This is a genomic window from Bradyrhizobium cosmicum (genome assembly GCF_032290525.1).
GTDB lineage: Bacteria > Pseudomonadota > Alphaproteobacteria > Rhizobiales > Xanthobacteraceae > Bradyrhizobium > Bradyrhizobium cosmicum_A.
In genome coordinates this window covers 137,231-152,780 of sequence record NZ_JASXTA010000010.1, presented here as the reverse complement: position 1 = coordinate 152,780, position 15,550 = coordinate 137,231, and the positions used below count along the sequence as shown (strand labels likewise).

Annotated in this window: 15 protein-coding genes; 11 read left to right on the top strand and 4 right to left on the bottom strand. The window is 65.2% G+C overall.

The window, feature by feature from the left end; genetic code table 11:
* Positions 1-44 precede the first annotated feature (44 nt).
* The 9 genes from QSV46_RS19585 to QSV46_RS19545 all read left to right on the top strand — a co-directional run bounded on the left by QSV46_RS19585 (position 45) and on the right by QSV46_RS19545 (position 10,078).
* Positions 45-2,045, top strand: a complete 2,001-nt coding sequence (locus QSV46_RS19585) for a HAMP domain-containing sensor histidine kinase (protein ID WP_314955226.1) — start codon at positions 45-47, stop codon at positions 2,043-2,045.
* The gene (locus tag QSV46_RS19580; RefSeq protein ID WP_314954888.1) at positions 2,015-3,760 is read left to right on the top strand and encodes a DUF3369 domain-containing protein; all 1,746 of its coding nucleotides are present in this window, start codon (positions 2,015-2,017) and stop codon (positions 3,758-3,760) included. The genes QSV46_RS19585 and QSV46_RS19580 overlap by 31 nt, the downstream gene beginning before the upstream one ends.
* A 35-nt stretch (positions 3,761-3,795) precedes the next feature.
* Positions 3,796-4,527 carry a response regulator gene (locus QSV46_RS19575; RefSeq protein ID WP_314954885.1) on the top strand — a complete coding sequence of 244 codons (732 nt, stop codon included), beginning with the start codon at positions 3,796-3,798 and terminating at the stop codon, positions 4,525-4,527.
* Between the two features lie 329 nt (positions 4,528-4,856).
* Positions 4,857-5,468 carry a sigma-70 family RNA polymerase sigma factor gene (locus tag QSV46_RS19570; RefSeq protein ID WP_314954881.1) on the top strand — a complete coding sequence of 204 codons (612 nt, stop codon included), beginning with the start codon at positions 4,857-4,859 and terminating at the stop codon, positions 5,466-5,468.
* Between the two features lie 336 nt (positions 5,469-5,804).
* Positions 5,805-6,503 carry a cytochrome c biogenesis CcdA family protein gene (locus tag QSV46_RS19565; RefSeq protein WP_314954878.1) on the top strand — a complete coding sequence of 233 codons (699 nt, stop codon included), beginning with the start codon at positions 5,805-5,807 and terminating at the stop codon, positions 6,501-6,503.
* A gap of 31 nt (positions 6,504-6,534) precedes the next feature.
* On the top strand, positions 6,535-7,098 hold the full coding sequence (locus tag QSV46_RS19560; protein WP_314954875.1) for a thioredoxin family protein: 564 nt from the start codon (positions 6,535-6,537) through the stop codon (positions 7,096-7,098).
* Positions 7,099-7,201: 103 nt separating this feature from the next.
* Positions 7,202-8,176: a hypothetical protein gene (locus tag QSV46_RS19555; protein ID WP_314954873.1), complete on the top strand. Its 975-nt coding sequence runs from the start codon at positions 7,202-7,204 to the stop codon at positions 8,174-8,176.
* 184 nt (positions 8,177-8,360) lie between these two features.
* A complete protein-coding gene (locus tag QSV46_RS19550) occupies positions 8,361-8,954 on the top strand; it encodes a L,D-transpeptidase family protein (RefSeq protein ID WP_314954870.1) in 594 nt (197 codons plus the stop codon).
* Between the two features lie 86 nt (positions 8,955-9,040).
* Positions 9,041-10,078, top strand: coding sequence for an amino acid ABC transporter substrate-binding protein (locus QSV46_RS19545; protein WP_314955223.1), 1,038 nt, complete (start codon positions 9,041-9,043; stop codon positions 10,076-10,078).
* A gap of 279 nt (positions 10,079-10,357) precedes the next feature.
* Here the strand turns inward: QSV46_RS19545 and QSV46_RS19540 are convergent, their stop codons facing one another.
* Complete coding sequence (locus QSV46_RS19540) at positions 10,358-11,497, bottom strand: acyl-CoA dehydrogenase family protein (protein WP_314954868.1); 1,140 nt, start codon at positions 11,495-11,497, stop codon at positions 10,358-10,360.
* A gap of 127 nt (positions 11,498-11,624) precedes the next feature.
* On the bottom strand, positions 11,625-12,839 hold the full coding sequence (locus QSV46_RS19535; RefSeq protein WP_314954865.1) for an acyl-CoA dehydrogenase family protein: 1,215 nt from the start codon (positions 12,837-12,839) through the stop codon (positions 11,625-11,627).
* Positions 12,840-12,977: 138 nt separating this feature from the next.
* Between QSV46_RS19535 and QSV46_RS19530 the strand changes: the two genes are divergently transcribed.
* Positions 12,978-13,523, top strand: coding sequence for a carboxymuconolactone decarboxylase family protein (locus QSV46_RS19530; RefSeq protein ID WP_314954863.1), 546 nt, complete (start codon positions 12,978-12,980; stop codon positions 13,521-13,523).
* An 89-nt stretch (positions 13,524-13,612) separates the two neighbouring features.
* Entirely contained in the window at positions 13,613-14,107 is a 495-nt protein-coding gene (locus tag QSV46_RS19525; RefSeq protein ID WP_314954860.1) for a VOC family protein, read from the top strand.
* 8 nt (positions 14,108-14,115) lie between these two features.
* On the opposite strand, the gene QSV46_RS19520 is transcribed toward QSV46_RS19525, so the two are convergent.
* Positions 14,116-14,616 carry a DUF2938 domain-containing protein gene (locus QSV46_RS19520; RefSeq protein WP_314954858.1) on the bottom strand — a complete coding sequence of 167 codons (501 nt, stop codon included), beginning with the start codon at positions 14,614-14,616 and terminating at the stop codon, positions 14,116-14,118.
* A complete protein-coding gene (locus QSV46_RS19515) occupies positions 14,609-15,382 on the bottom strand; it encodes a class I SAM-dependent methyltransferase (RefSeq protein ID WP_314954857.1) in 774 nt (257 codons plus the stop codon). Before QSV46_RS19515 ends, QSV46_RS19520 begins: the two co-directional genes overlap by 8 nt.
* Between the last annotated feature and the right edge of the window lie 168 nt (positions 15,383-15,550).

The following is a 15,550-nucleotide window of genomic DNA, read 5'->3' as shown; positions in this document are numbered from 1 at the left end:
GGCCGCCCGGCCCGATCGGGCGGCTGCGCGCGCGTCTGGTCGGCATGCTCAGGGCGGTGCCGATCCGCTGGCGCATCCTGTCGATCGCGGCGCTGAATTCCGCCGTGGTGGTGGTGCTGGTGGGGATGATCTGGAACGGCGCGCAGGTGCTGGGCTCGGCCTGGGACGACGTCCGCCAGGTGCGCGAGTCCGACCGGATCCTGGCGCTGCTCGAAAGCGAGACCGGGCGGCTCCAGAACCTGATCCACCGCTACATCAATCAGCCGAGCCCGGACCTGTTCGCCGAGATCCTGCTGCTGCGCGAGGCGGTGCTGGGCACGCTGACCAACCGTGCCGCCAAGGACCCGATGCTGGCAGGCTCGGTCGAGGAGCTCGAACGGACCACCGACCGATTCCTCAACGGCTTCGGCGAGCTGCGCGGCGTGCAGGCCACCATCGCCAGGACCTATGAGGAGCAGGTGCAGGGCCCGGCCAGGGACATGGCCGGCCTCTATTCCATCATCGAAGGCGCCACCGGCCATCGCGACGCGCTGATCTGGCCCTCGCTCGGCAAATCCCGCGAAGCCTTCACCGCGATGCTGGTGGCGGCCAATTCCTATTATCTGTCGCTGTCGACGGGTGCGGCCGACGACGCGCGCCGCAACACCGAGACCATCGAGAAGACCATCCCGGTGATGATCGACCTTGCCGACAACGATCTTCAGCGCATGGCCTTGCGGCGGCTCGCGGCCCGCACCGCGTCCTTGCGCGAAGGCTTCGCCAAACTCTCCGAGCAGCTCACCAGCCGCACCGAATTGCTGCGCAACACCATCGACGCCAGCCAGGCCGAGGCGATCGGCGCCATCGACGATCTCTCCAGCAAGATGCGCCAGCGCGAGCAGAAGGCGCAGGAGACGTTTGACCGCACGCTTGCCGACATTTCCCGCCGCGTGCTCTCCATTGCGATGATCTTCCTCGGCATCATCCTCGCCGCCGGCGTGCTGATCGCGCTGTCGATCCGGCTGCCGCTGCAGCAGATCATGGCGGCGATGCGCGCGATCACGCTCGGCGATCTCGGCCGCGAGGTGCAGGGCACGCGCGCGCGCGACGAGGTCGGCGCCATGGCGCGTGCGGTGGAGGTGTTCCGCGAGAATGCGATCGCGAAGCGCCAGACCGAGGACGAGCTGCGCGCCTCCAAGGAGAAGGCCGAGAGCGCGCTGCTCGAGCTCAACACCGCGCAGCAGAATTTGATCGATGCCGAGCGGCTCGCCGCGCTCGGCGGCCTCGTCGCCGGCGTCGCCCACGAGGTCAACAACCCGATCGGCATCAGCCTCACCGTCGCCTCCAGCTTTGCCCGGCGCACCGAAATTTTCGAGGCGCAGCTCAAGGGCGACGGGACCCTACGCCGCTCGCAGCTGGAGGAATTCGTGCAGTCCTCGCGCGATGCCTCGCAGCAGCTGGTCGCCAACCTCCAGCGCGCCGGCGAGCTGATCCAGTCGTTCAAGCAGGTCGCGGTCGACCGCTCGCATGCCGAGCGCCGGCAATTCTCGCTGAGCGAGGCCACCGACCAGATCATCGCCAGCCTGCGTCCCGTGCTGAAGCGCTCGCCGATCACGCTCCAGGTCGACGTGCCCGAGGGGCTGCTGCTCGACGGCTATCCCGGCTCCTACGGCCAGATCCTGACCAACCTCTTCCTCAACGCCGCCAACCACGCCTTCGCCGACGGCCGTGCCGGCACCATCACGATCTCGGCGCGGCCGCGCGGGGCCGACGACATCGAGATCATCTTCGCCGACGACGGGGCCGGCATGACCCCTGACGTGCAGCGCCAGGCCTTTGACCCATTCTTTACCACAAGGCGCAATGAAGGTGGCACGGGACTCGGGCTGCATATCGTCTATAACCTCGTTACCCAGCAGCTCGGCGGACGCATGATGCTGGAATCCAAGCTGGGACAAGGCACTACTTTTCGCATTATCATGCCCCGCCTCGCCAGAGGCGGCGCGCAAAGCACAGAGACTGACGGGACTTCTCAATGGCCGAACAGGACGATGTCCTCCACCTGATCGACGACACCGGTACCGCTCCGGAGGACCAGAACGCCCGGAAATGGAAGATCGCCGTCATCGACGACGATCAGGCCGTGCATGACGGCACCCGCTTCGCGCTGTCCGACTACAGCCTCAACGGCCAGGGCCTGGAGATCCTCTCCGCCTATTCCGCGGCAGAGGGTCGCGAGCTGATGGCGGCGCACAGCGACATCGCCGCGGTGCTGCTCGACGTCATCATGGAGACCGACGTCGCCGGCCTCGAGCTGGTCGAGTTCATTCGCAGCGAACTCAGGAACGAGACGGTGCGCATCATCCTGCGCACCGGACAGCCGGGCCAGGCGCCGGAGCGGCGCGTGATCGTGCAGTACGACATCAACGACTACAAGGCCAAGACCGAGCTTACCGCCGACAAGCTGTTCACCTCGCTGACCGCGGCGCTGCGCTCCTATCAGCAGCTCGAGCGCATGGTGCAGACGAGGCGCGGGCTCGAGATCATCATCGACGCCGCCTCGACGCTGTACGACTTCAAGTCGATGCAGCGGCTGGCCGAGGGCGTGCTAACCCAGCTCGCCTCGCTGCTCAACGTCGATTGCGCCGGCATACTGGTCCTGCGCGACAATGGCGGCGTGGACCCCGAGCTCTCGGTGCTTGCCGGCAGCGGCTGCTACAGCCGCTTCATCGGCACCACCTCGTCGAAGGCGCTCGACCCCGATCTGCGCGCGATGGTGGAAGCCGCCTTCCAGGGCCGCAAGAACGAATTCGCCGACCATCGCAGCGTGATCTATTTGCGTACCGGAAGCGGCCGCGAGGTCGTGGTGCTGCTCCAGGCCGAGCGCGAGCTGTCCGAGACCGACCGCTCGCTGGTCGAGATCTTCTCCAGCCGGCTCTCGATCGCCTTCGACAACGTCATCCTCTACCAGCAGCTCCAGGACGCCAATACGCAGCTGGAAGACCGCGTCGCCCAGCGCACCCGGGCGCTGATGCAGGCCAACCGCCGCCTGTCGGCGCAATGGCTGCGGCTGCAGCGCGCCAACGGCTTCAAGAACGAGATCCTCGGCACCGTCGCGCACGATCTGAAGAACCCGCTCGGCGTCATCCTCGGCCGCACCGAGATGCTGAAGGAGCTGATCTCGACCGGTGCGTCGCCGAGCGGCGTGGCCGCCCAGGTCGACCACATCCGCGATGCGACCAAGCGCCTCACCACGATGGTCGATCATCTGATCTCGGACGCGATGGCCGATGCCTTCGACATCACCATCCGCCGCGAGCCGGTCGACGTCGCGGCCCTGGTCAAGGAGGTCGCCGAGGCCAACCAGCCGCTCGCCGTCAACAAGCAGCAGGCGATCAGCGTCACCGCGCCGGCCAACGTCGTCACCATGTGCGATACCGACCGCATCCGCGAGGCGATCGACAATCTGATCAGCAACGCCATCAAATACTCGCCGATCGGCGGCAGGATCGGCGTGGCCGTCAGCCACGAGGGCAGCGAAACCATGGTCCGGGTCAGCGACGAGGGCGCCGGCCTGTCGCCGGAAGACCTCGGCCGCCTGTTCGGCCGGTTCCAGCGGCTGTCGGCAAAGCCGACCGCGGGCGAGAGCTCGACGGGGCTTGGGTTGTCCATCGTCAAGCGTATTATCGACATGCATGGCGGCGAGGTGACGGCGGAGAGCGACGGTCCCGGCAAGGGATCGACCTTCACCATCACCCTGCCCGCGACCGACCTGCCGTGATTTGAGCACCGAGATCTGCAAGATTTTGAAGTGACATGACCCAAAGCCAGCACATCATGATCGTCGACGACGAGGCCCCGGCCCGGGAGATGGTCGGCGATTACCTCAAAATGCACGGCTTCACCGTGACGCTGTGCGACGGCGGCAAGAGCCTGCGCGCCGCGATCGACGGCAGCATGCCGGACCTCGTCGTGCTCGACCTCAACATGCCCGAGGAAGACGGCCTCTCGATCATCCGCGACCTCAAGAGCCGCATCAACGTGCCGGTCATCATGCTCACGGCCACCGCGAGCCCGATCGACCGCGTCGTCGGCCTCGAGCTCGGCGCCGACGATTACGTGGCAAAGCCCTGCGAGCTGCGCGAATTGATGGCGCGTATTCGCTCGGTGCTGCGGCGGAGCGCGCCGGTGAAGGCCGCCGAAGCTACGCCTGCGAAGTCGGACAAGGATCAACTGGTGCGCTTCGGCACCAAATGGCTCGATCTCGAAGCCCAGGCGCTGCGCGACGACGAGGGCAACGAGCATCCGCTCACCGCGTCCGAGTTCGGGCTGCTGAAAGTGTTCGCGGCCAATCCGAAGCGCGTGCTGTCGCGCGAGCGCCTCCTCGAACTCGCCAATGCGCGCGACGCCGAAGCCTTCGACCGCGCGGTCGATCTGCGCATCATGCGCATCCGCCGCAAGATCGAGCCCGACCCGACCAAGCCGGCCGTAATCCGCACCATCCGCGGCGGCGGCTATCTGTTCTCGCCGTCGGGCGAGAAGGCGTAGGAGCGCGCGGCACCCACGGTGTCGTCCCCGGGGCGCGCGCAGCGCGGGCCCGGGACGACGGTGGTGGGTGTGGCGCGACCGAACGCAAGGGCCGGAAATTCGTTCCCTGCGGCTCAGCGCGCCGCCAAACACCCGCCCCGTATTTTCCGTACATTGAAATTCCACGCTTTTTTGCCCCGAATGTTTCGTCGCCCCCTGTCCGACGAAATAATTTGGCGGCGCACGAAACCATTTTCCGCTTTTCGTGCAGACGTCCCGAAACGTTGGCTCATTAACACTTCGGTCCAAGGAAACGCCGCTCGGTTGCGGCGCTACGGGGAGCCAAGTCAATGCCGAACGTCATCGCCATCAACGCCCAAGCCAGCCAGAGCATCATCGCCGCTCAAGCGACCTCGGACGACATGCTTCTCGAAAGCATTGCCGACGGCAACCGGACGTCGATGCACATTCTCTACTGCCGGCACAATGTGCGGGTTTACCGTTTCATCCTGCGCATCGTGCGCGATGCCACCACGGCGGAGGATTTGGTGAGCCAGGTGTTTCTGGACGTGTGGCGGACCGCCGGCCAGTTCCAGGGTCGCTCGCAGGTCTCGACCTGGCTGCTCTCGATCGCCCGCTTCAAGGCGCTGACCGCGATGCGCCAGCGCCGTTTCGAGGACATCGACCAGGAAGACGTGCGCGAGATTGCGGACGATTCCGACACGCCGGAGACATCGCTTGACCGCAGCGACACCAGCGCCATCCTGCGCGCCTGCGTGCAGAAGCTGTCACCCGCGCATCGCGAGATCATCACCCTTGTCTACTACCATGAGAAGTCGGTGGAGGAGGTCGGCCAGATCATCGGCATCCCGCAGAGCACGGTGAAGACGCGGATGTTCTACGCCCGCAAGCAGCTCGCCGGATTGCTTAAGGGCTGTGGTGTCGAGCGCTTCGCCGCGTAAACCTAAGAATTTCAATGGGATAGGACCCCTCTTTCGGCCCTGTCCCGGAACACGGAAGTGTTACCGCCGACGAAACAATTGAAACAAAGCACAACATCCGGCGGAAAAACTTCCCTCCTATAAAGCTCGCATACGGTTTTCGTTAAACCTCCCAAGACCTCCAGCGACCCGGACGATGCCCCCGTCCGGGTCGTTTTGTATTTGGAGGTAGGTGTCTGCGTGGCGGCAGACTCACCGCGCGCTCCCGCCTCGCATCCCGTCACGAAGGCGTGACGCCGCGTAACGATCCGTCCCTCGACCCCGAACTGCCCTCGTGATCCCCATCGCGAGTGCCCGATGCTCGAACTTGTCTTCGCTCTCCTGGCCGGACTCCTCACCATTGCCGCGCCCTGCACGCTGCCGATGCTGCCGATCCTGCTCGGCGCCTCGATCGGGCGCGCCGGGCATTTGCGGCCCGCGATGATCGCGCTCGGCTTCGTCGTCTCGTTCTCGGCGACCGCGCTGCTGCTCGGCGCCATCACGCGCCTGTTCGATTTCGACCCGACCGTGCTGCGCGAGGCCGCCGCGGTCCTGCTGCTCGGCTTCGGCCTGCTGATGCTGTGGCCGGCGCCGTTCGAATGGCTGTCGATCCGGCTCAATGGCTGGCTCGATCTCGGCAATTCCAGCACCGCGCAGCGCGAGGGCGCACTCGGCGGCCTCATCCTCGGCACCACGCTGGGCCTGGTCTGGACGCCCTGCGCCGGCCCCGTGCTCGGCTCGATCCTGACGCTGGTCGCGACCTCCAGGAACGCCTCCTGGGCGGCCGTGCTGCTGATCGCCTACGCCATTGGCGCTGCGATCCCGATGCTGGCGATCGCTTATGGCGGACAGGCCGCGAGCACGCGGGTGCGCAGCCTCGCGCGGATCTCGCCGCGGCTCCAGCAGGGCTTTGGCATCGTCGTGATCGGCTTCGCGGTCGCCGCCTACTTCCAATATGACACGCTGATCGTGGCGTGGCTCACCGGATTCTACCCCGCCGGCCAGATCGGCCTGTGATCACCCTGCATCTCAACCGGAGGACTCGCCCATGACTTTCAAACTGCTCACTTTGGCCGCCGCACTGATCGGCATGGCCGTGACAGGCGCCGTCATCCCCGGCATCTGCGACGAGGCCGCGCGCGCCGCCCCGATTCAGTTTGCGGCAGCGAGCCAGCAGACCGCGCCCGACTTCACCGGCATCACCAACTGGTTCAACTCGAAGCCGCTGAGCCTCGCCGATCTCCGCGGCAAGGTCTTGCTGGTCGACTTCTGGACCTACGGCTGCGTCAACTGCGTCAACACGCTGCCGCACGTCACCGAACTCTATGCGAAATACAAGGACAAGGGCCTCGTCGTGGTCGGCGTGCACACGCCGGAATTCCCGTTCGAGCGCTCGGCGTCCAACGTGCAGGCCGCGCTGAAGCGCCACGGCATCACCTATCCGGTGGCGCAGGACAATGATTCCAGGACCTGGAACGCCTACCGCAACCAATATTGGCCGGCGCAGTACATCATCGACCAGACCGGCAAGATCGTGTTCCAGCACGCAGGCGAGGGCCGCTACGACGAGATCGACCGCACGGTGGCCAAGCTCCTGAACGTCAACAGCTGATCCCGCACGGCCATCGGGCGGCCGATTTGAGGTCTCGCCCTTGTTGCTTGACTCCACGGACCCGTCCGTGGAGTTTCGCAGGCCTCGGAATCAGCCGCCCGCAATGGACGACGCGACGACCAGCACCGACATTCGCCTTCGTGAAGGCGCCTCGATCGCGCAGCGGCTGGTCATGTCCGGCTTTGCGGCCGCCGTCGCGCTGTGCTTCACGCCCGGCCTGTTCACGCACGACACCCTGGAAATCGTCATATCGGTGGTCGCACTGCTGGTGGGAGCGGGGTTCGTCGTCGGCATCATGATGGCGCCGGCGGTGGTGTGGATCATCACGCCGAACGAGATCCTGATCGGGCGGCAAAGTCCGTTCGGAAAGCTTCGCACCCGGGTCGTCGCGAAGGATGAGATCACGGGGTTGCAGGTTCCCGGCAGCAAGCGGGTGAAAGCCCGCTTTCAGCTCGTCTTCACGCTTGTCTCTGGCGAACGCCTGACGTCGCCACCGATCTCCGACGTCACCCATGTTCGCGACACCGTGACCCGGATCGCTGCGCAGTTCGACGTTCCCAATGTCGAGGAGCCGGTCAATCCGCTCGATGCCAGCAATCCCGAGATGCATCTCGGTGAGCCGCTCGAGCCGTTTTCCGTGCGGGACATCCGGATCGTGTCACTGATCGCCATCGCAGTGTGCGCCGTCCCCTACGCCTACAAGCTCTGGCGCGGCCTATCGCCCAGCCATGTCGACATCCTGCTGCTGCCGGTGGGCGCGCTCGCCGCGTTCGCCGTGCACAGATACGCCAACCTCGTGACCGGCGCCTTCTGGATCATCCGCGAGGGCGATATCCGCGTCGAACGCCTGTGGGGCGACGGCACGCCGCGCACGGATCATATCGAGGGACACGACGTCAAGACGATCACCGTCGACCGCCGCGGCCGCTCCGAGGACGAGCACTGCATCGTCACGATCCGCCTGCGCTCGGGGCGACGGTTTCGCAGCCCCCGGATCGGTTCGAGGATCGAAGCCCGCGCCGTCGGGACCGAAATCGTCCGGCGGCTCGGGATCGCGGCGGAGAACAACCGGATCTGAACGCCTGCCCCCGCCGGGCACTGCTTTTCGCGCCATCCCCTGTTTGTGGCATTGCGCGGACCCGTCAAAAAACCAAAGCATTCTCGTGACATACCAGACGGCGCGCCATCAACTTGCCATGAACATGCCCCTCAGGTTTGATGGTTCCGAATGATTTGCGCTGTGGCAGCGGGGAGAGCTTGAAATGACGGATATTCGTCGCCTGACCGGGATGTTGATGGCTGCGGTAGGGCTGGTCCTGTCGGCGCCGCAAGCTTCCGCCCAGCAGCCGGACCGCGGCGACGAGCCGGGCCTGGTCGCCGACGACGGCTTTCAGCTCGAGCCGGAATGGCAGAAGCAGGTCGTCTACTTCCGCACCACCGAAACGCCGGGCACCATCATCATCTCGACTGCCGAACGTCACCTCTATCTGGTGCAGCCGGGCGGACGCGCGATCCGCTATGGCATCGGCGTCGGCCGCGACGGCTTCCAGTGGCAGGGGCTGGTGAACATCACCAACAAGAAGGAATGGCCGGATTGGACGCCGCCGCCGGAGATGATCCAGCGCCAGCCCTATCTGCCGCGTTTCATGGCCGGCGGTCCCGGCAATCCGCTCGGCGCCCGCGCCATGTATCTTGGCACCACCGTCTACCGCATTCACGGCACCAACCGCCCGGACACGATCGGCACCAAAGTGTCCTCGGGCTGCTTCCGTCTCGTCAACAATGACGTCGCCGATCTCTACGATCGCGTCCCTGTCGGCACCAAGGTGGTCATCCGGCAGAAGCCCGAACTCTAGGGGCTGCCGTTCGAGCATGGTCCTCGGAATCATGCTCGCCCGCCTCCATTCAATTCCTTTTCCCGATTTTTCGAGAGAGTAACATGATGCGCACTTTTCGAGGCGGCCTGCTGATCGGGCTCGCGGTCGCCGTGCTGGTCGCCGTTCTGGCCATCATCTATGAATTCTACGACACCCGCACGCTGAAGCGCACCGTTCGCCGCGGCGAGGTGCTGTGCGGCGTCAACAAGGGCCTGCCGGGCTTCTCGATTCCCGACGACAAGGGCAACTGGACCGGCTTCGACGTCGATTTCTGCCGCGCGGTGGCAGCTGCCATCTTCAACGATCCGGGCAAGGCGAAGTTCGTCCCGCTCGATGCCGGCGAGCGCTTCAAGGAGTTGCAGAGCCGCAAGGTCGACATCCTCTCGCGCAACTCGACCTGGAGCATGGCGCGTGAGCTCGACTACGACCTGTATTTCCCGGCCGTCGCCTATTACGACGGCGCAGGCTTCATGCTGCCTCGTTCGCGCAACAAGGAGACCTCGCTGGACCTGACCGACAGCAAGGTCTGCGTCCAGGCCGGCACCACGACGGCGCTGAACGTCGCCGACTACTTCCGCGCCAACAACATGAAGTATGAAGAGGTGAAATTCGACAAGCTGGACGACGTCGTGAAGGCCTACGACACCGGCAAGTGCGACACGCTCTCCGCCGACGTCTCCCAGCTCTATGCGCTCAGGCTCAATCTCGGCAAGCCCGGCGACCACATGATCCTGCCGGACATGATCTCCAAGGAGCCGCTCGCCCCCGTCGTGCGCCAGCGCGACGACGACTGGATGATGATCGTGAAGTGGACGCTCTATGCGATGATCAACGCCGAGGAGCTCGGCGTCACCTCAGAGAACATCGACGAGGCCCTGAAGTCGAAGAAGCCGGAAGTGATGCGCCTCGTCGGCACCGAAGGCAGTTACGGCGAGCAGCTCGGCCTCACCAGGGACTGGGTCGTCCGCATCATCCGCAACGTCGGCAATTACGGCGAGATGTACGAACGCAACATCGGCGAGAAGTCGAAGCTGAAGATCCCGCGCGGCATGAACCAGCTGTGGAATGCGGGCGGCGTGCAGTACGCGCCGCCGATGAGGTAAGCGCGGTTTCTCCGCCGTCATGGCGAGCGAAGCGAAGCAATCCAGAGTCCCTCCCCGGCGACAGCCTGGATTGCTTCGTCGCAAGTGCTCCTCGCAATGACGAGCTTGGGGCACGCGCTGCCCACTATCTCAGCTGTCATCGCCCGGCTTGACCGGGCGATCCGGTATTCCAGAGACGGTTGTGATCGATCGAGGGGCCGCGGCGTACTGGGTCGCCCGGTCAAGCCGGGCGACGACAGCGCGTGTGAGGCACGTCCTCGCGCCTCACGTCGATCCGCCTCAATACCCACGCGCCCGCGCCAGCTGCTCGGTGTGGTAGTTCGCATCCCCGAACAATTCCTCGCACACCCTCGCGCGCTTCATGAAGAAGCCGATGTCGAACTGGTCGGTCATGCCCATGCCGCCGTGCATCTGCACGCCTTCCTGCACCGCGCGCGTGGCAGTGGTGCCGGCGCGGGCTTTCGCGACTGCGACGGCTGATGCGGCCTTGGTAACGTCGGCATCCAGCGCCTGCAGCGCCTTCATCGTGGCGGCGCGGGTGATCTCGATGTCGACGTAGAGCTCGGCGGCGCGGTGCTGCAGCGCCTGGAATTCGCCGATCAGCTTGCCGAACTGCTTTCTGTTCTTGAGGTACTCGACGGTGCGGTTGAACACTTCTTCGCTGAGGCCGACCATTTCGGCCGCGACCGCGCCGCGGCCGATGTCGAGCACGCCGTCGAGCAGGGCCGCGCCCTGATCGACCTCGCCGAGCATGCTGTCGGCATTGACCTCGACATTGGCAAGCTCGATCCGCGCCGCATTGTGAGCATCGACCATGATGGTGCGCTCGATCGCCACGCCCTTGGCCCTGGAGTTGACCAGGAACAGCGTCAGGCCGTCGCGCTCGCCGGCCGAGCCCGCGGTACGGGCGGCGACGATGAAGAGATCGGCGACATGGCCGTCAACCACCAGCGCCTTGGCACCGGAGAGCTTAAAACCGTTGCCGGCGCGCACCGCCTGCAAGCTGGTTTGAAGCGGGCGATGCTTGGCGCCCTCATCGACCGCGAGCGTCGCGAGCAGCGAGCCGTTGGAAATCTTCGGCAGATATTCCGACCTCTGCGCGGCATTGCCGCCGCGGTTCAGGGCCGAGGCCGCGACCACGCTGGTGGCGAGAAACGGCGACGGCATCAAGGTGCGGCCGATCTCCTCCATGACGATGCCGGCTTCCATGAAGCCGAGACCGCTGCCGCCGAACTCTTCCGGCACCAGTAGGCCGGCAAAGCCCATCTCGGCGAAGGAATGCCAGAGTTCCCTGGAGAAGCCGGTGGGGTCCTTGGAATCCCGCAAGCTGCGCAGGTGCGACACCGGCGCCCGGTCGCTGATCAGCCCGCGCGCGCTGTCGCGGAGCATCGATTGTTCTTCGGTGAGGACGAGGGCCATGTGCAATGTCTCTAACGTCTGGCGGAATGCATGTCTGTTGTTGTCATTCCGGGGCACGCGAAGCGTGAACCCGGAATCTCGAGGTTCCGGGTTCGGTCCTTCGGACCGCCCCGGAACGACGGTGGAATTACGCCCCCGGCAGATCGAGGATGCGCTTGGCGACGATGCCGAGCATCACCTCGCTGGTGCCGCCCTCGATCGAGTTCGCCTTGGTGCGCAGCCAGGCGCGCGGACGCGCCCCTTGCCTGGAGCGCTCGCTCTCCCATTCCAGCGCGTCGATCCCGCCGGCCGACATCAGGATCTCGTAGCGGCGCTTGTTGAGCTCGGTGCCGTAATATTTCATCGCCGAGGAGAATGCCGGATGCGCCTGGCCGGCCTTGGCGAGATCGACCGCGCGCTCGGCGCAGGCGGCAAGCGCGGCCTCGTCGACGTCGAAACTGGCGATCCTACCGCGCAGCATCGCATCGTCGAGGCGGCCAACTGCGTCGGTGCCGACCGAGTCGGCTGCGATCTGGCCGAGCGGCCGGCCGACGCCGCGCTCGCCCATGCCCGAGATCATCGCGCGCTCATGCTGGAGCAGATATTTCGCCACGTCCCAGCCGCGGTTGACGGTGCCGACCACATGCGCCTTCGGCACGCGCACGCCATCGAAGAAAGTCTCGCAGAACGGCGAATAGCCGGAGATCAACAGGATCGGCTTGGTCGTCACGCCCTTCGAGGTCATGTCGAACAGGATGAAGCTGATGCCATCGTGCTTCTTCGCGGCGGGATCGGTGCGGACGAGGCAGAAGATCCAGTCGGCGTAGTTGGCGTAGGAGGTCCAGATCTTCGAGCCCGTGATGACGAAATCATCGCCATCGCTCTCGGCGCGGGTCTGGAGTGAGGCGAGATCGGAGCCGGCGTTCGGCTCGGAATAGCCCTGGCACCAACGGATCAGGCCGGCCGCGATCTTCGGCAGATGCTCTTTCTTCTGCGCCTCGTTGCCGTATTTCAAAAGCGCCGGCCCGAGCATCCAGATGCCAAAACTCGACAGCGGCGGACGCGCGCCGATCCTGGCCATCTCCACACGCAGGACCTTGTGCTCGGCGGCGCTGAGGCCGCCGCCGCCATACTCCTTGGGCCAGTCCGGCACGGTCCAGCCCTTGTCGCGCATGCGCTCGAACCAGATGCGCTGCGGCTCGGACGAGAATTTCGCGTTGCGTCCGCCCCAGAACACGTCGGCGTCGGAGGTCGCGGGCTTGCGCATCTCCGGCGGACAATTGGCTTCCAGCCAGGCGCGCGTCTCAATGCGGAAGGTTTCGAGATCGGCGGTCTCAGTCTCGCTGGCCCTGGAGTCAGTCATGGGTCGTTTCCATCATTCAAAATCGGCTTGTTGGCTACGACTCTGGGCCAAGCTCCCGCGGAATTCAACCACTTCTGCACCCGTGCATCGGCTATAGTCGCGGCGACAGCGGTGCTTGAAAACAAAGAGGAAACGACAATGCGCCTGAAACTTCTTTCGCCTGGCGAAATGAACGAGAGTCAACGGCAGACCTACGACGAGTCGATTGCCGGCAAGCGCGGCAAGCCGCCGGCGCCGATGATGGCATGGCTCAACAGCCCCGACATGGCCCGTCACGCCACGCGGCTCGGCGAAGTGCTGCGCTACGACACGATATTCCCTGCAAAGCTTTCGGAGATCGCGATCCTGGTGACGGCGCGGCACTGGACCGCGCATTACGAATGGTACGCGCACAAGCGCCTCGCACTCGCGGGAGGGATGGACCCTAAAATCATCGACGCCATCCGCGACCGCCGCACGCCGGAGTTCGACGATCCCAAGGGCATGATGATCTATGACCTTGCGAAGTCGCTGCATGAGGGCCACGGCGTCGAGAAGCGCCTCTACGACGCGGCGGTGACGCTACTCGGCGAGCGCGGCGTGGTCGAGGTGATCGGGCTGTGCGGCTATTACACGATGGTGTCGATGACGCTGAACACCTTCGCGTTCGGGCTGCCGGAGGGCGAGGTGCCGGAGCTGTCATAGTTTCGCATCTGGAAACGCAGGGTTTCGGGACAGGCCGGTAGCACTGCCCCGGGACCGGACTTAAGTGGAGTTCATCAGGGAGCACCACCATGTCGCAAAACCAAGCCGTCGCCGCCGGCACCAGGATCGGCCACGTCCACCTCAAGGTCGCCGATCTCGATCGCGCGCTCGGTTTCTATTGCGGCGTGCTCGGCTTCGAGCTGATGCAGCGGATGGGCTCGGGCGCAGCGTTCATCTCGGCCGGCGGCTATCATCACCACATCGGGCTCAACACCTGGGAAAGCAAGGGCGGCTCGCCGCCGCCACCGGGCACCACGGGACTATTCCACACCGCGATCCTTTACCCGACGCGGCCGGCACTGGCCGATGCGCTGCATCGCGTGCTCTCGGCGGAAATTGCGCTGGATGGCGCCAGCGACCATGGCGTCAGCGAGGCGCTGTACTTGCGCGACCCGGACCAGAACGGCGTGGAGCTGTATTGGGACAAGCCGCGGGAGCAATGGCCGCTCGGGCCGGATGGCAAGCTGGCGATGTTCACCAAGCGGCTGGATGTTGAGGGGTTGCTGAAGCAGCGGGAGGGGTAAGCCGCCCCTCACCATTGCACGAGCCTCACGATCCATCCGGCCGCATAGAGTCCGACGCCGAACACGGCATGCGTGAGCAGCGTGTTCAGACGCGCCATGTTGGGACGTGGCGCGCGATGGGCTGCAATGCCGAGGCCCATGCCCGGCTGCATGATCAGGAAAGGCGCCGCCGCGCTGCCGATTCCGACGATCAATGCGGGGCCAATACGCGGGGAGTGCAGCCAATCGAGCCCCCAGATCGCCAGCAAGACGGCCGCGAACGCAATGCCGATCAGGTAATGGGCGGTCCAGCCAATCAGGCGTTCGCGTGGAGCCGGATCGGATGCCGCGATCTGAAGATGCCGATATTGTCCGCTCGCGAGCAGGATGAGCCAACGACCTACGAGCCCATAGTCCAGCGATGGGATTCCGAGAACATGCGCGCGAAGAACGCTCCAACCATCGATCACGGCGGTTGCACCGGATCCGATCAAGGCGGCGCCGACCAGAAATTCGGTCATCTCACCCATTCGGCACCTCGCTGCCGCGGGCGGCCCGCGCGCCGATCATCCAGCATGCGGCGGTAAAACGGATCGCATCTGCCTCCACGTAGGGGGCGAAGGCGGGCCGTACCGCATCCACGACCCTTTGGCGCAATCCTCTGTCGGCATCCTGCAGGAGCGTTCCGACGGGTCCCAGCCAACCGACATAGCGAGCGAGTTCGCTGGCAGGAAACTGACATGGAATATCGATCGGCCGGATGTCGATCTCCGTCCAACCGCTCTCCCGCAGGACGGCCATGACCCGATCCTTGTCAGCGAAGGCGAACTGCCCCGGACCGCCGGATGGACGGGCAGGCATATTCGGCAGAAGTGGCGCAGCGGCACGTTCGGCCGCCGTCATGAACGGATTCTCGGCTGCGCTCCGCCATGCAGCGAAGGCGAGGCCGGCGCCTTCGGCGGCAGCGCGCCTCAGATTTGCGAAGGCCGCAACTGAGTCGTCGAAGAACATCACGCCGAGACGTGAAATGATCATATCGAAGCTCGCCCGGTCGAATTTATAGTGCTGCGCATCGGCGCAGATAAAGCTGGCCGAGGCGCCTTCGCGCTCGGCGCGGGCCAGCGCCGCCCCGATCATCGGCGCGGAGATGTCGATGCCGGCCACTCGGCCGCCCTCCCCGAGCTTTCGCGCGACCGCAACGGTCAGACCACCGGTGCCGCAGCCGACGTCGAGGACGCGACGATTCGAGCCGGCAGGAACGGCCTCGCACAGCGGCCGCTCGAATTGCTTGAACATCTCATCCAGGATGTCTTGCGTCTCGACCCAGGCACGCCCGGCAGGACCATTCCAAAGCCTCATCTGCTCGATCGCCTTCTGCTGTACAGCGTCCATGATGATTTTCCCTTTCGTCTTGCCTCGGCGGCGTTGGACGCGGCATAGTGCCAGTTCAAGTGAACTTGAGGT

Excerpts from the sequence above, each read along its gene's own strand:
- QSV46_RS19575 (WP_314954885.1), top strand. The coding sequence starts at position 3,796 with ATGACCCAAAGCCAGCACATCATGATCGTCGACGACGAGGCCCCGGCC.
- QSV46_RS19555 (WP_314954873.1), top strand. The coding sequence starts at position 7,202 with ATGGACGACGCGACGACCAGCACCGACATTCGCCTTCGTGAAGGCGCC.
- QSV46_RS19570 (WP_314954881.1), top strand. The coding sequence starts at position 4,857 with ATGCCGAACGTCATCGCCATCAACGCCCAAGCCAGCCAGAGCATCATC.
- QSV46_RS19560 (WP_314954875.1), top strand. The coding sequence starts at position 6,535 with ATGACTTTCAAACTGCTCACTTTGGCCGCCGCACTGATCGGCATGGCC.
- QSV46_RS19585 (WP_314955226.1), top strand. The coding sequence starts at position 45 with ATGCTCAGGGCGGTGCCGATCCGCTGGCGCATCCTGTCGATCGCGGCG.
- QSV46_RS19545 (WP_314955223.1), top strand. The coding sequence starts at position 9,041 with ATGCGCACTTTTCGAGGCGGCCTGCTGATCGGGCTCGCGGTCGCCGTG.
- QSV46_RS19515 (WP_314954857.1), bottom strand. The coding sequence starts at position 15,382 with ATGTTCAAGCAATTCGAGCGGCCGCTGTGCGAGGCCGTTCCTGCCGGC.
- QSV46_RS19530 (WP_314954863.1), top strand. The coding sequence starts at position 12,978 with ATGCGCCTGAAACTTCTTTCGCCTGGCGAAATGAACGAGAGTCAACGG.
- QSV46_RS19580 (WP_314954888.1), top strand. The coding sequence starts at position 2,015 with ATGGCCGAACAGGACGATGTCCTCCACCTGATCGACGACACCGGTACC.
- QSV46_RS19540 (WP_314954868.1), bottom strand. The coding sequence starts at position 11,497 with ATGGCCCTCGTCCTCACCGAAGAACAATCGATGCTCCGCGACAGCGCG.
- QSV46_RS19525 (WP_314954860.1), top strand. The coding sequence starts at position 13,613 with ATGTCGCAAAACCAAGCCGTCGCCGCCGGCACCAGGATCGGCCACGTC.
- QSV46_RS19535 (WP_314954865.1), bottom strand. The coding sequence starts at position 12,839 with ATGACTGACTCCAGGGCCAGCGAGACTGAGACCGCCGATCTCGAAACC.
- QSV46_RS19550 (WP_314954870.1), top strand. The coding sequence starts at position 8,361 with ATGACGGATATTCGTCGCCTGACCGGGATGTTGATGGCTGCGGTAGGG.
- QSV46_RS19520 (WP_314954858.1), bottom strand. The coding sequence starts at position 14,616 with ATGGGTGAGATGACCGAATTTCTGGTCGGCGCCGCCTTGATCGGATCC.
- QSV46_RS19565 (WP_314954878.1), top strand. The coding sequence starts at position 5,805 with ATGCTCGAACTTGTCTTCGCTCTCCTGGCCGGACTCCTCACCATTGCC.